This window comes from Consotaella aegiceratis, assembly GCF_036541425.1.
GTDB lineage: Bacteria > Pseudomonadota > Alphaproteobacteria > Rhizobiales > Rhizobiaceae > Consotaella > Consotaella aegiceratis.
Genome location: NZ_JAZHFT010000073.1, coordinates 1 through 11,591, shown reverse-complemented (window position 1 = coordinate 11,591; position 11,591 = coordinate 1). Strand labels below are relative to the sequence as shown.

General features: G+C 62.5%; 15 protein-coding genes and 1 pseudogene. 4 read left to right on the top strand and 12 right to left on the bottom strand.

The window, feature by feature from the left end:
* The first annotated feature begins 198 nt into the window (after positions 1–198).
* Positions 199–1,632 (top strand): IS701 family transposase, encoded by a 1,434-nt coding sequence (locus tag SMD10_RS24000; RefSeq protein WP_331688266.1) that lies wholly within the window; start codon positions 199–201, stop codon positions 1,630–1,632.
* A 381-nt stretch (positions 1,633–2,013) separates the two neighbouring features.
* On the opposite strand, the pseudogene SMD10_RS23995 reads toward SMD10_RS24000, so the two are convergent.
* Positions 2,014–2,190: pseudogene (locus SMD10_RS23995) on the bottom strand (transposase); the annotation flags it as partial.
* Between the two features lie 164 nt (positions 2,191–2,354).
* On the opposite strand from SMD10_RS23995, the gene SMD10_RS23990 reads away from it, so the two are divergent.
* The gene (locus SMD10_RS23990) at positions 2,355–3,218 is read left to right on the top strand and encodes a transglutaminase family protein (protein WP_331688265.1); all 864 of its coding nucleotides are present in this window, start codon (positions 2,355–2,357) and stop codon (positions 3,216–3,218) included.
* A gap of 49 nt (positions 3,219–3,267) precedes the next feature.
* Here SMD10_RS23990 and trhA read toward each other — a convergent pair whose 3' ends face one another.
* On the bottom strand, positions 3,268–3,918 hold the full coding sequence (gene trhA / locus SMD10_RS23985; RefSeq protein ID WP_331688264.1) for a PAQR family membrane homeostasis protein TrhA: 651 nt from the start codon (positions 3,916–3,918) through the stop codon (positions 3,268–3,270).
* A 225-nt stretch (positions 3,919–4,143) separates the two neighbouring features.
* On the opposite strand from trhA, the gene SMD10_RS23980 reads away from it, so the two are divergent.
* Entirely contained in the window at positions 4,144–4,347 is a 204-nt protein-coding gene (locus SMD10_RS23980; protein ID WP_331688263.1) for a hypothetical protein, read from the top strand.
* A gap of 146 nt (positions 4,348–4,493) precedes the next feature.
* Here the strand turns inward: SMD10_RS23980 and SMD10_RS23975 are convergent, their stop codons facing one another.
* The 10 genes from SMD10_RS23975 to SMD10_RS23930 form a co-directional block, all read right to left on the bottom strand.
* Complete coding sequence (locus tag SMD10_RS23975) at positions 4,494–5,690, bottom strand: cyclopropane fatty acid synthase (protein ID WP_331688262.1); 1,197 nt, start codon at positions 5,688–5,690, stop codon at positions 4,494–4,496.
* A 77-nt stretch (positions 5,691–5,767) separates the two neighbouring features.
* Positions 5,768–6,064: a 30S ribosomal protein S21 gene (gene rpsU, locus SMD10_RS23970; protein WP_331688261.1), complete on the bottom strand. Its 297-nt coding sequence runs from the start codon at positions 6,062–6,064 to the stop codon at positions 5,768–5,770.
* Between the two features lie 83 nt (positions 6,065–6,147).
* Complete coding sequence (locus SMD10_RS23965; RefSeq protein WP_331688260.1) at positions 6,148–6,381, bottom strand: hypothetical protein; 234 nt, start codon at positions 6,379–6,381, stop codon at positions 6,148–6,150.
* Positions 6,378–6,563 carry a hypothetical protein gene (locus tag SMD10_RS23960; RefSeq protein ID WP_331688259.1) on the bottom strand — a complete coding sequence of 62 codons (186 nt, stop codon included), beginning with the start codon at positions 6,561–6,563 and terminating at the stop codon, positions 6,378–6,380. The genes SMD10_RS23965 and SMD10_RS23960 overlap by 4 nt, the downstream gene beginning before the upstream one ends.
* Positions 6,560–6,892: a hypothetical protein gene (locus tag SMD10_RS23955; protein WP_331688258.1), complete on the bottom strand. Its 333-nt coding sequence runs from the start codon at positions 6,890–6,892 to the stop codon at positions 6,560–6,562. Before SMD10_RS23955 ends, SMD10_RS23960 begins: the two co-directional genes overlap by 4 nt.
* A gap of 120 nt (positions 6,893–7,012) precedes the next feature.
* Entirely contained in the window at positions 7,013–7,267 is a 255-nt protein-coding gene (locus SMD10_RS23950; protein WP_331688268.1) for a hypothetical protein, read from the bottom strand.
* Between the two features lie 75 nt (positions 7,268–7,342).
* Positions 7,343–7,555 (bottom strand): cold-shock protein, encoded by a 213-nt coding sequence (locus SMD10_RS23945; RefSeq protein ID WP_331688257.1) that lies wholly within the window; start codon positions 7,553–7,555, stop codon positions 7,343–7,345.
* A gap of 285 nt (positions 7,556–7,840) precedes the next feature.
* Positions 7,841–8,104 (bottom strand): hypothetical protein, encoded by a 264-nt coding sequence (locus tag SMD10_RS23940; protein WP_331688256.1) that lies wholly within the window; start codon positions 8,102–8,104, stop codon positions 7,841–7,843.
* 44 nt (positions 8,105–8,148) lie between these two features.
* A complete protein-coding gene (locus SMD10_RS23935; RefSeq protein WP_331688255.1) occupies positions 8,149–8,958 on the bottom strand; it encodes a transglutaminase-like domain-containing protein in 810 nt (269 codons plus the stop codon).
* A 59-nt stretch (positions 8,959–9,017) separates the two neighbouring features.
* Positions 9,018–9,227 (bottom strand): hypothetical protein, encoded by a 210-nt coding sequence (locus SMD10_RS23930; protein ID WP_331688254.1) that lies wholly within the window; start codon positions 9,225–9,227, stop codon positions 9,018–9,020.
* 459 nt (positions 9,228–9,686) lie between these two features.
* Between SMD10_RS23930 and SMD10_RS23925 the strand changes: the two genes are divergently transcribed.
* Entirely contained in the window at positions 9,687–10,076 is a 390-nt protein-coding gene (locus SMD10_RS23925; protein WP_331688267.1) for a PAS domain-containing protein, read from the top strand.
* Positions 10,077–11,591: the final 1,515 nt, after the last annotated feature.

Below are 11,591 nucleotides of genomic sequence, written 5' to 3'. Positions count from 1 at the left end.
GGCTATACGCCGACCGCGAAGAGAAGCGCGTGACCCGCGGGGCGAAATGATCCAGAAATGCCGAAAGGAGCAGCTTGACCTCAACGACCCCAATCAGAGAAGACTCTTAGTCCTACTGCGTCACAAGCGTGCGGAAGGGGAATCGTGCATTGGCCGAAGGTGATAATCTGCTGATTCACGTTGGCGGATGAGGGCGCGATGGGCAAGCAGGGGAGCGGCGCAGGCTCGGGCTTCGAGACCTATGTGGACGCGCTGGTGGAGGTGATCGGCCACGCCGATCGCGCCGAGCCGCTGCACGACTACTGCCGGGGATTGATGCTGCCGGTGGAGCGCAAGAGCGTGGAGCCCTTGGCGGCGGTGACGGCGCCGGCGCGGGTCTCGGCGCAGCATCAGTCGCTGCTGCATTTCGTCGGTCAGGCGCCGTGGTCGGATCAGGCGCTGACGGGCAAGGTCCGCGAGTTGGTTCTGCCGCGGATGGTCGAACGCGGCGGGCCGATCACGGCCTGGATCGTCGACGACACGAGTTTTCCCAAGAAGGGCAAGCACTCGGTGGGCGTGGCGCGGCAATATTGCGGTCAGCTCGGCAAAAAGGAGAACTGCCAGGTGGCGGTCAGCCTGTCGATTGCCAACACGGCAGCGGGCCTACCGATCGCCTGGCGGCTCTATCTGCCACAGGCTTGGGTCGACGATGGCGAGCGGCGGCGCAAGGCCCAGATCCCCGACGCGGTCGGCTTTCAGACCAAGCCGCAAATCGCACTCGATGAGATCCGGGAGGCGGTCGCGGCGGGAGTGCCGACGGGCGTGATCCTGGCCGATGCCGGCTACGGGGTCGACAGCACCCTGCGTGCTGGCCTCACGGATTTGGGTCTTGCCTATGTCGTGGGCGTGACCTCGACGATCAATGTCTGGCGGCCGGGCGAAGGCCCGCTGCCGCCGGACTGCTATGGCGGCCGAGGGCGACCGCCGAGCCGGCTGCGCCGCGACAGCGATCACCAGCCGCTTTCGGTCAAGGCCCTGGCCGAAGAGTTGCCGGCCCAAGCCTGCCAGAAGGTGACATGGCGCGCCGGAACGAATGGCGATCTGACCTCGCACTTTGCCGCCGTCAGGGTGCGATGTGCGGGAGGAGACTTTCGGCTCACTCAGCCGTGCGCCGAGGAATGGCTGATGATCGAATGGCCGGAGGGCGAGGACGAGCCCACCAAGTATTGGCTCTCGACGCTGCCCGCCGACACAGCCCTTGCCGACCTCGTGGCCGCCGCCAAGCTGCGCTGGCGCATCGAGCGCGACTATCTCGATCTCAAGCAGGAACTCGGGCTTGGCCATTACGAGGGCCGCGGATGGCGGGGCTTCCACCACCACGCCAGCCTGTGCATCGCGGCCTACGGATTCCTGATCCTGGAGCAGGAGACGATTCCCCCCTCAGGCGCCGCCTTCGCCAAAGAGCGCCCGGAGCCTCCCGTTCCCCGCGGTTCGCGATCCCACTCGGCCGCCGCTCCGGCCGGAACGGCACGTGCCAACCTCGATCGCCACGATCCGACGAGCCCTTGCCGCCGCCCTGGCTCTGCGCATCATGCGATGTCCATGCTGCGGCCGAGCCAATTGAATGCCTCATCCAAATTTATGACGCAGTAGGACTAGGGACGTTCTGTTACCTATGTCTCCGGGCTGGAAAAAAGAATTTGGTAGCGGAGGAGGGACAGGGACCCCTAACCGCCTGATTTCTATCGTCTTTTGGCCTCTTGGCGCCGCTCGCGCCGTTGAGGTCTGTATGCTGGTACGAGGTCGTAGCATAGGTCGGACGGCTTGAGAGCCCGGGAAACGATGCCCCTGCCGAATTTCTGGTCGGCACTGGCAGTCGGTGAATGCGGAAAAGTTTTCCGCTCGACAAGAGCCGTTCGCGTGAGAGGCCTGCTCCGTGGTCTGACAATAGCTGCCGATTGCTTCTGTCTTGATCCATCACAAGAGGTCATAGCGCCCGAGACCGAGCGAGACGCCACCGCCGACATGCATGGTTTCCAACGACCGACTCCGCTCGACCTCGAAGGCCTCCATGACACCGACCCTCGCCTTCCACTTGAAGATGCTGGCGTCGTCGAAGCCGTGCTTGCGGCAGAGCTCGGCGACTGGAATCCCGATCTCGTGCTCCTTCAAGATGCCAATGATCCGTTCTTCGGCGAACCAAATCGGAATGTTTCCGTTTTGACTGGCGTCATGGAGAAGATCGCCTGGCGTCGGCGAACTTCCTCGATCCATGGTAAGGAAGGCCATCGGGCCGGTTCCTCCTTTCGCGAAATGGATCGCGGCGCGGCCGTGCGGCATGCTTCCATGCCTCGACCACTGTTCAAGGAACCGCGTTGACCAGGCTCAGCATCCGGCATCGGACCGTCTACCACTACCGTGAGCCGGTGCGGCTGGGGCCGCATCGCCTCATGCTCCGGCCGCGCGAAAGCCGGGACGTCCGCCTGGTCTCGATCGATCTCGAGGTCGAGCCTCACACCACCGTGACGTGGGCGCAGGACGTCTTCGGCAACGCGGTGGCGACCGCCAATTTCGCGGACATGACGGACAGCCTGGCGATCGAGAGCCGGGTGGAACTGGACCTCCACGCCGAGGCATGGCCCGTCTTCGACGTCGCGGCGACGGCAATCTCCTATCCATTCCGTTATTCCGACGAGGAGTGGACCGATCTCGGCGCGCTCTCGGCCGTGCAACATCCCGATCCCGCCGGGCGGCTCGGCTCCTGGGCGCGCGGGTTCGTCTTCGGCAATCCCACCGACACGCTGTCTCTGCTGAAGGACCTCAGCGCCGGCGTGCCCCAGTGGATCTCCTATCAGAGCCGCGAGGAAGAAGGCACGCAGACCCCTTCGCAGACCCTCGACCGCGGGTGGGGATCGTGCCGGGACTTTGCGGTCTTGTTCGCGGAGGCCGCGCGCAGCCTCGGCTTCGGCGCGAGGATCGTCTCCGGCTATCTGTTCAATCCGGATGGCGCCGCAGCCGGTTTGTCCGCCTCCGGCTCAACCCATGCCTGGGCGGAGGTCTACGTCCCGGGCGCCGGCTGGATCACCTTCGATCCCACCAACCGCAGTGTCGGCGGACGCAATCTCATTCCCGTCGCCGTTGCGCGCGACATCGCGCAGATCGTTCCCGTGGCCGGCAGCTTTACCGGACTCACCGACGCCTTCACCGGCATGACGGTCGAAGTGACCGTGACGGGATGACGCCGAGAAGAGGGGCGCCCTCTCCGCAGAGATCACGGCGGGCCGGATGCTACGCCAGCGAACACAACCACACGGCTGAAAATTGCAGACCGGCCGCCGTCAGCACGAAGACATGCCAGATGGCGTTCTGGAAAGGAAGCCGCGTCCACAGGTGGAACGGCACGCCGAGCGAGTAGACCACGCCGCCCGCCAGCAGGAGGCCAAGAGCCATGGGCGAGAGCGTGGCAACGAGCGTGCCAAAGATCGAAACGCCGCTCCAGCCGAGCCCGAGATACAGCACGATGGACAGGCGATCGAACCGCCCCGGCGCGGCGAGTTTGGCGAAGATGCCGAAGGCGGCGATGAGCCAGACGACGACCATCAGCCACCAGCTTTGCGCCTTGAGCAGGAACGGTGTGTAGGTGCCGGCGATCAGCAGATAGATCGCCGAATGGTCGAAGCGGCGCAGCCGCTGCTTGAGGGCGCCGGGCTTCGGCCAGATGTTGTAGGCGGCCGAGATTCCGATCGAGGCCACCAGGGTGAGCAGATAGATCGCCGCAGCGGTCAGCGCGGCCCCCGATGCGTGGCCGACCAGGCCCCAAACCAGGATCGCCGAACCGACGAGGGCGAACGTGCCACCGAACGCATGGACGACACCATCGGTCCAAAGCTCGGCGACCGTGTAATGTCGTTCGGCAGCAATCCTTCGGTTGTTGCTCATCGCGCCCGCTACTCATTGTTCGTAGATCGATAGGTGAAGGCCTTTCACCGGATCGGATTGAGGTGGCGCGGCAGCGGCGGGAAACGCACCGAGACTTGGGATTTTCCTGCAGACCGCGCCATCCCGTCAAACTTGTTCTGAACCTAAAGCCGATTCGCGCTATTGTGTCGGTCCGGTGGGGCGAAATGTCCGCCCGTGCGGAATCGTAGAGTAGGCGCGAATATCGTGGAAAAGCAGATCGAACCTCTCAGCGACCTGGAAAAGGTTCGCGAGGTGATGGTGACGGAGCGTCGCCGCCTCGCGTCGCACATGGCAGATGCCAACATGCGGAGCGCATCCGCCGTTGACGATCTCATGGTCGTCCAACAACGGATCGAGGCCATCGATCGTGCGATCGCGGACGAAAGGTCGCTTCTGTCTGAGATTTGATCGAGCCGATCCTTGCGGCCCGCGAGCTTGCATCGGCACCAGAGGGACCGTCCAGATCACACAGCGCCAGCGAACCGGTCGCAAGCCTACAGGGCGGCTGGATATTCGGTTTCCGCGCGTTCGCGCATCCCCATCGTGGTCTCCGTCTAGAACAGGTAGGTCCGCGTCGTGGGCAGCACATCGCTTCGGCGGGCCAACTGGAGTTGGAACACCATCATGTTCTGCCAACGGAAGGAGCCTTCCGAGATTGCCAGGTAAAATTCCCACATCCGGCAAAATCGCTCGTCGTAGAGGGCTCTCGCGCGCTCGCGGTTCGTCTGGAAGCGCCCGCGCCAATGCCGGAGCGTTTCGGCGTAGTGCAGCCGCAGGACCTCGACATCCGTCACGATCAGCCCCGCATTCTCGGCGGCCAGCAGCACCTGCGACAGCGACGGAATATAGCCTCCGGGAAAGATGTACTTGGCGAGAAAGCCGTTGGTCGCCGCCGGCACGTCGGACTGGCCGATCGAATGCAGCACCATGATGCCGTCCTCGTCGAGGAGGTCAGCGCACCGACGAAAATATTCGGTGTAGTGGCGCAGGCCGACATGTTCGAACATGCCGACCGAGACGATCCGGTCGAAGCAGCCTTTCGCCGTGCGGTAGTCCTGCAGTTCGAACCTTGCGCGCTCGGCCAGGCCGGCCGCTTCGGCCCGCTCTCTCGCCACGGTCTGCTGCTGTGAGGAGAGCGTCACGCCGGTGACCCGAGCCCGGCAGTTGCGGGCGAGGTAGAGACCGAGGCCGCCCCAGCCACAGCCGATGTCGAGAACCCGCAAATCGTCTGCATCCATCGCCATCTTCGAGGCCAGGTGCCGCTTCTTGGCAAGCTGCGCCTCCTCCAGCGTGGCGTCCGGCGTCTCGAAATAGGCGCAGGAATACTGCCGGTCGGCATCGAGGAAGAGCGAGAAGAACTCGTGCGACAGATCGTAGTGGTGCTCGACGTTGTGTCTGGAGCGCCGTGGCGAGTTGCTCTCGACAAGTTGCCTGGAAATCCTTCGGACGTGCTCGGCGAGCCGCATCCAGACCTGTCCCGTCGCTTCGACGCCAGCGTTCTCCATGACGAGGCGGACCAGATCGAACGTCGACCCTTCGATCAGGTCGACCTGGCCGTCCATGTAGCACTCGCCCAGCCGCAAGGCCGGATCGAGCGCGACGGCGCGCTCCGACGCCCGACTGTTGAAGCGCAGATGGACGGCCGTGCCGGTCCCGTCTCCCCACGTCCTCGTCGTCCCCGAGGCGTCGGTCACCGACAACGCGCCGGTATGGATGGCACGATCGAGATAGAGTTCCAGGAGCGGGAACATCGGCACCTCTTTCTGGGTCAATTGCCCCAGCCGGGTTCCGCGGAATGTCAGGCGGGCAAAAGCCGATCGCGGGACATTTAGGACGCGGCGCTGGATGGCTCCGCGGCTGGCCTCGGGCCAACATAGGGCCGCCGCGCCACGGCTTCTCTCGGCTTGCGCTTCGGACCGGGGATCAGCCCCTCGCGCTGCGCCTGCTTGCGGGCGAGCTTCTTGGCACGACGAACCGCATCCTTGCGCTCTCGAATGCGCCTTTCGGATGGTTTCTCGTAGGCGCGGCGCGCTTTCATCTCCCTGAAAACGCCTTCGCGCTGAAGCTTCTTTTTCAGAACCCGGAGGGCCTGATCGATATTGTTGTCTCTGACATCTACCTTCAAGATGACTCCTGTCATACAGCGGCGCGCTCAGCGGTTGCGTGCCAATATAAGTTTCAGCTTTTGTGCAGTGTGGGGCGTGAGGGTCAGCAGTCGTTCGTCGAACGCTGCGTCGCGACCAGACCCCGGCCGAGGTCGTCATCCGGCTGGATGACCTTCAGAGCGGCAGCGGCGGCTTCTTCAGCGACACGTCGCCGGTCGGCCATGACAGGCCGCTTCGGATCATCTTCGAGATCCCCCTGCGAGCTGAAAACCGCCGCGGCGATGGCACGCGCCATACGCTCCTGCAGGGCCAGGGCGGAAGCGAGGTCCTGGCTCATCGGCCGACCTCACTGACGACGATCACCTGTGGCCGTTCCGTCCCGGCGAGGCCGACGAACAGGAACAGCCCGCCGAACACCACGACTGACGCGGCCAGTGCCAGAACGAGCGGCGCGATGGCGACGGGACGCAGGCGATCGCGCGTCGACGAGAACAGCCGGAGGGAAGCGCCGAGTGTCATGATGGCCGCCCTCCCGGCGCAGTGGCCCGTGAGCTGTTCTTGGAGTGCACGATGTCTCCATCCGACGACGGCAAGATGCCGTAGCGGCGGCGATAGTCAATGAAATCAGCGCTCTCGTAGAAGGCCTGGAACTCTTCCGCGCCGTACGAGCCATCGTCCGTGTCGAGGCAGGCGCCGATACGCAGGACAGAATGATCTTCCGTTGCAAAACAGATCGCTTCGGCCAATGTGTCGAAGCGTTTGTGGCCGACACCTCCCTTTCCTGGCAGGCGGCGTCGGTTCTTGGACCAGAACAGATCCGCAGGAACTTCGAAATCGATCGCTTGCATTCCGGCCTCCGTCGTTAGTTTCAAACTCGTCACCGTCGTTGGAATTCGGGATAGGCTACAGCCTCTCGACGGCGAAGCATGACGAGACGCCGGCGAGCGAGCCTGGCCTCGTCGCGACGCTCAGCCTTTCTTCTTCGGCGTGCCAATCGTGACCGTCGTGCCTTTCGGCAAAAAGGTCGACGTCGTTTCGGCTTTCGCCGTCTTGTCCATTTTCGGCTTTCGGATCTCGCGATTGCTGCGTCGTTGTCCCTTGGCCATCAAAGCCTCCCGAACCGGGCCAATGCCCAGAGATAAAAAAAGCCCCGCACCCGGATTGGGAGCGGGGCCATATGGCGTGGTGCGCCTCAAACGAAGCGCCAGCGCATCGCGTGACAAGGTCGCCAGTACATCCGTGGTCGACCTAGCCCGCCATGCTGGCCAATCGCAGCCCTCAAGCTGCGACCTGAAGCGTTAGGCGACCAGCGCCAGATTGTCGGCCGCCTTCTTCCCGCTCTTTCGATCTGCGACGAGTTCATAGGAGACCTTCTGGCCCTCCCGGAGGTCGGCGAGACCGGCCCGTTCGACGGCGCTGATATGCACGAAGGCATCGCCGCTACCGTCTTCGGGCTCAATGAAGCCGAAACCTTTTTGTGTGTTGAAAAACTTTACGGTTCCCGTCGTCATGGCAATTCCTTTCCAAGACAAAAATTTTATATCGGCACTGACACCGCCAGGGCCGTTTCGAAGAGAAGTATCGGAAAAGATTTTTGGGAACAAAGCGCCGTTGGAGCGCGAAGGCCAATCAGGTCCGGCCGTCTATCGATGAATGGAATATCGCCTCTTCTTCGTGAGATAACAAGGGCAGGACGAGATTTATTTTTGGAATGCGGGCGGCGGCAATATTTCTAGGCGGATTTCGATGATTTGGCCGCCGCCCCTTCCCTCCTCTTTTATCCAACCGATCGAGGTTCAGCGAGCAGATGAATCCCGCCAGGGGCTCGTCTGTGCCGACCGGCCTTGGACGAGCGTCCCGATCAGGTGCAGCAATGCCTGGTGCTCCGGACCAGACGGACCGCGGCTGAGAAAGTCGCCGATCTCGATGCGGCTCTTCGCTCCGCCCGACGGCAAATTGGCCTGGTGCAGCACGTATCCATTCAGCGTCCCCTCGTCCTGGCAGAGGAACCAGCGGTCACCGTTGGAGCTCGACGCAAATTCTTTCATGGTCTCGGGCATGAGAATAACCTTTTCTGTGTTTGATGGACGGCATGGTGCCGGTGTCAGGAGGCGACCTCATCGGTCCAGACGCGAAATCCGGCCAACTGATTGGCGCCGAAGGTATGGGTCAGGGGCACATCGGCCGCGTCACGCCCCTGAGCGATCAGGATGCGCCCGATGCGTGGCGCATTGTTGCGCGGATCGAACACCCACCAGCGTCCGCCGAGAAAGACTTCCATCCAGGCGGCGAAATCCATCGGGCCGTGAGGCGGGGAAACGCCGATATCGCTGACATACCCCGTGCAGTAGCGCGCGGGGATGTTCAGGCAGCGGCAAAAGGCGATGGCCAGATGCGTGTAGTCGCGGCAGACGCCGACCCGCTCCGCATAGGTTTCTGCGGCGGTCCGGGTGGCGCGCGAATGCTCGTATCCGAACGTCACATGACCATGCACGAAGTCGCAGACCGCCTGAACGCGAGGCCAACCCACCGGGGTCTGCCCGAACAGCCTCCATGCCTCGTCGGACAAAAGATCGGTCTCGCAATAGCGGCTTGGGAGGAGGAAGCTCAGCGTATCCGGAGAAAGATCTTCGATCTTGTGCTGCCAAGCATTCGGCTCGACTGAATCGACCTTCCCATCGTCCTGAACGATCCCGTCAGTACCGAGCGTGAAGCGCCCGGCCGGCGCGACGAGACGGTTGCACCAGTTGCCGAAAAGATCCCTGTAGCTCTGGATCGGAACCGAGGGTGCGGTGACCAGATGATCCGGCCTCTCGAGATCGGCGAAGCGCGAGAAGTGGACGTTCAGGATTGCGATCATCGGTGTTGGCTGCGGCATGTCGTAGCTTAACTCGCAGCCCAGTCGGATCTTCATGACGCTCTTCCTTCCTTCTGAAGTCGGTCTCGGAGTTTCCGGATTATCAGGCGGAATACTCAGCGCTGGGAGCTTGGGTGCTCCGCCTCCGAGGCACGTGCCTTCAATTCGGCATAAAGCCGATCGCGCGCCTCAGCGGCGCGCTGAACGTCGAAGCTCATGACGACGCGCCACTCCGTCTGGGCGACCTCGGTCACCAGCGCTCGCCGGAACTCCTCCATAGCGGCCAGCCAGTGGTCGCATTCGTCAGCAAGGACCAGCAGATCCAAATCGCCGAGTTCCAACAGCGCGGAGCGGTCTTCATATCCGACAGCCGACGGCAAGTTATGGTTGTGTTCGATTGGCGAACTCAGGCGAGGGTGTATAGTGGTCAAACGGGCTCGTTGGGCCCAGGTTCCAACAGCATTGGCAGAGCCGGCGCATCGCAAACGCGTCTCGGCATCACGATCGACCATCCCGCGATGGCGTCACTGTCGCTCGGAACGGTCCGATGATCCGCTCATATTCGGCTTCGGAGGTCCTCCCATAGCGGTCGTCGGCGATGCCGATCAGTGCCTCTTGGTCACGGATGGTGATGTTGCACCATCGCCTCTTGATCAGGCCAGAACCTTCGAGCAAGTGCGTCGAACGATTTTGAAGTCGTGACTACGTTTTAACGACGGCGGTAGAACCAACGCGAATCCTTGAAAGATCTGGAAAAATCGCTCCGCTTGCAGCATATCGAAAGGGTGCTGGGCGGGCCATCCTCTCGGTTTGAGCGAGGAAGGCACCGGGTGCAGACTTTCGACGTGGACACCATTTCGGCACAGGACATCGTCGACACTGTCAGCGAGGGGCTCGTCGTGCTCGACCGCGACCTGGCCGTCGTATCCGCCAATCGTCGCTTCTATGAACTTTTCGCCGTTACCCCCGAGGAGACAATCGGCCGCCGCCTCACGGCTCTCGGCGATGGACAGTGGGACATTCCGGAGCTGCGTCGGCTGCTTGAGGCTGATGCTCCAGATCCATCCCGACCACCTCGCCTATCTGCGGGCTCGCCAACGCCAGGCCGAAGAACGGGAGCGCCGACGGCTCGCTGCTCTGATCAATCCCAAGCGCAAGCCCCGGCGCCTGAATGACCGACGGTTCGAGGTTCTCGTCGGCCGTGTTGCAAAGGTGCTGAAAGCCGGCGAACCAACGATGTTCGCATTCGAGGGAGCGTGCAGGCATGGACTGCGACGAGCCTTGATTGCGCAGGGCTGGAAGTGGGCGGATGCCGACTTGGCAGCCCTCGACGTCGTGGGTGCCGCGTTGAAGAGGATCGGGGCTGTTCGACCGATGTGGCGGGAAGGCCAACCCGACTTTGCCTCCGAGTTCGGGACAGAGCGGTTCTTTTGTGCCCGCTGCGGACGGAGGATCGTCGACCGGATTTCCAGCAACGGCACGCCGGTCAAATACTGCAGCCGGGAGTGCGCTGATGCGATGCACAGTCTCAAGGCCAAGCGCTTCGGCTCCGAGCTGTCTTTGGCCGAATACCTCGCCGCTTGTGCCGAGCGATCGGAAAAGACGCTGAAGGAGCGGTCTGGCAATTGTGAGCAGTGCGGCAAACCATTCATCAGCCGAACCGCCGGCAGAAAATACTGCTCGCACAGCTGCTACAAGCTCGCTGCCAGGGTGTGGCAGGATCGCCCCTGCGAACATTGCGGAACACCGTTCAAGCCGAAGCAGTATCCCGATGGCAGGATCTCCCGGTTCTGCTCGAGCGAGTGTTCCGGCGCCGCGCGTAAGGCTGCAAAGCCGCGGCCCGCCTTCCAGTGCGAGACCTGCAAGACGGTCTTCTTCGGGAAATACCCATCAGACAAGCGCCGGTACTGCTCGCCGGCCTGCAATCCCTACAGCCGGAAGAAAGACCGCTCTGTCTTTGTCTGCGAACCCGCCGGGAAGATGCGGGAATGAATGGGGCTTCCATCGGACCGATGACCGCTCAAACCACGCTTGAACATTACTAAAAGGCTGGGGCTCCAAATCATAGACGAACGAACCCGTTCGCACGAGATGGTCGCGGCTTGGCTGTGCAGGCAGTTGCCATTGAGCAACCGACCCCAGTGGCTAAAAGGTCGACATTGGCGCTCCGCACGCCGACGCGACGGCCGCATCCAAATACCGGCGGAACAGCGGCTTCGAGGATCGCAGGGATCTAACAGAGTTGGCGCTTGCCCGTCGCTGTACATAGAAAAGTCGTTGGCGGCCTGAATTGATGTCTGGTACGAGCCGGGAAGCAACCGGAGAGGTCATGGTGTCCTCATTTACGAAGCCCCTCCGCTTTCGCTTGCATGTTAGTGTCCGATTCAAAACTAAGCAGATGAGTCACCCGTGAAGAATTGGGAAGCCCTTGAAAAGGCTTCCGGATCATGGTTGGCGAAGAATTCCCTTTTGCAGGATTGAGCCATTTTTGGGCTGATAAACTTGCAAATTGCGTTGGCGCTGCGGGCGTGATTCACTGGTTCCCGGATCGGTGATCGGGGAGCTTTTCGATGCGTCCGAAGGAGCGGCGGGACAGCGGGCAGAGCGATCTGTTCCGGGCTCGGCTTGATCAGATCGTCGACCCGCACCACGCGCTGGTCCGGCTCGGGCGGGCGATCGACTGGCGCTTT

Coding starts and splice junctions, on each gene's coding strand:
- SMD10_RS23975 (WP_331688262.1), bottom strand. CDS start 5,690: ATGTTCCCGCTCCTGGAACTCTATCTCGATCGTGCCATCCATACCGGC.
- SMD10_RS24000 (WP_331688266.1), top strand. CDS start 199: ATGGGCAAGCAGGGGAGCGGCGCAGGCTCGGGCTTCGAGACCTATGTG.
- SMD10_RS23935 (WP_331688255.1), bottom strand. CDS start 8,958: ATGAAGATCCGACTGGGCTGCGAGTTAAGCTACGACATGCCGCAGCCA.
- SMD10_RS23965 (WP_331688260.1), bottom strand. CDS start 6,381: ATGAGCCAGGACCTCGCTTCCGCCCTGGCCCTGCAGGAGCGTATGGCG.
- trhA (WP_331688264.1), bottom strand. CDS start 3,918: ATGAGCAACAACCGAAGGATTGCTGCCGAACGACATTACACGGTCGCC.
- SMD10_RS23940 (WP_331688256.1), bottom strand. CDS start 8,104: ATGCCCGAGACCATGAAAGAATTTGCGTCGAGCTCCAACGGTGACCGC.
- SMD10_RS23955 (WP_331688258.1), bottom strand. CDS start 6,892: ATGCAAGCGATCGATTTCGAAGTTCCTGCGGATCTGTTCTGGTCCAAG.
- SMD10_RS23945 (WP_331688257.1), bottom strand. CDS start 7,555: ATGACGACGGGAACCGTAAAGTTTTTCAACACACAAAAAGGTTTCGGC.
- SMD10_RS23960 (WP_331688259.1), bottom strand. CDS start 6,563: ATGACACTCGGCGCTTCCCTCCGGCTGTTCTCGTCGACGCGCGATCGC.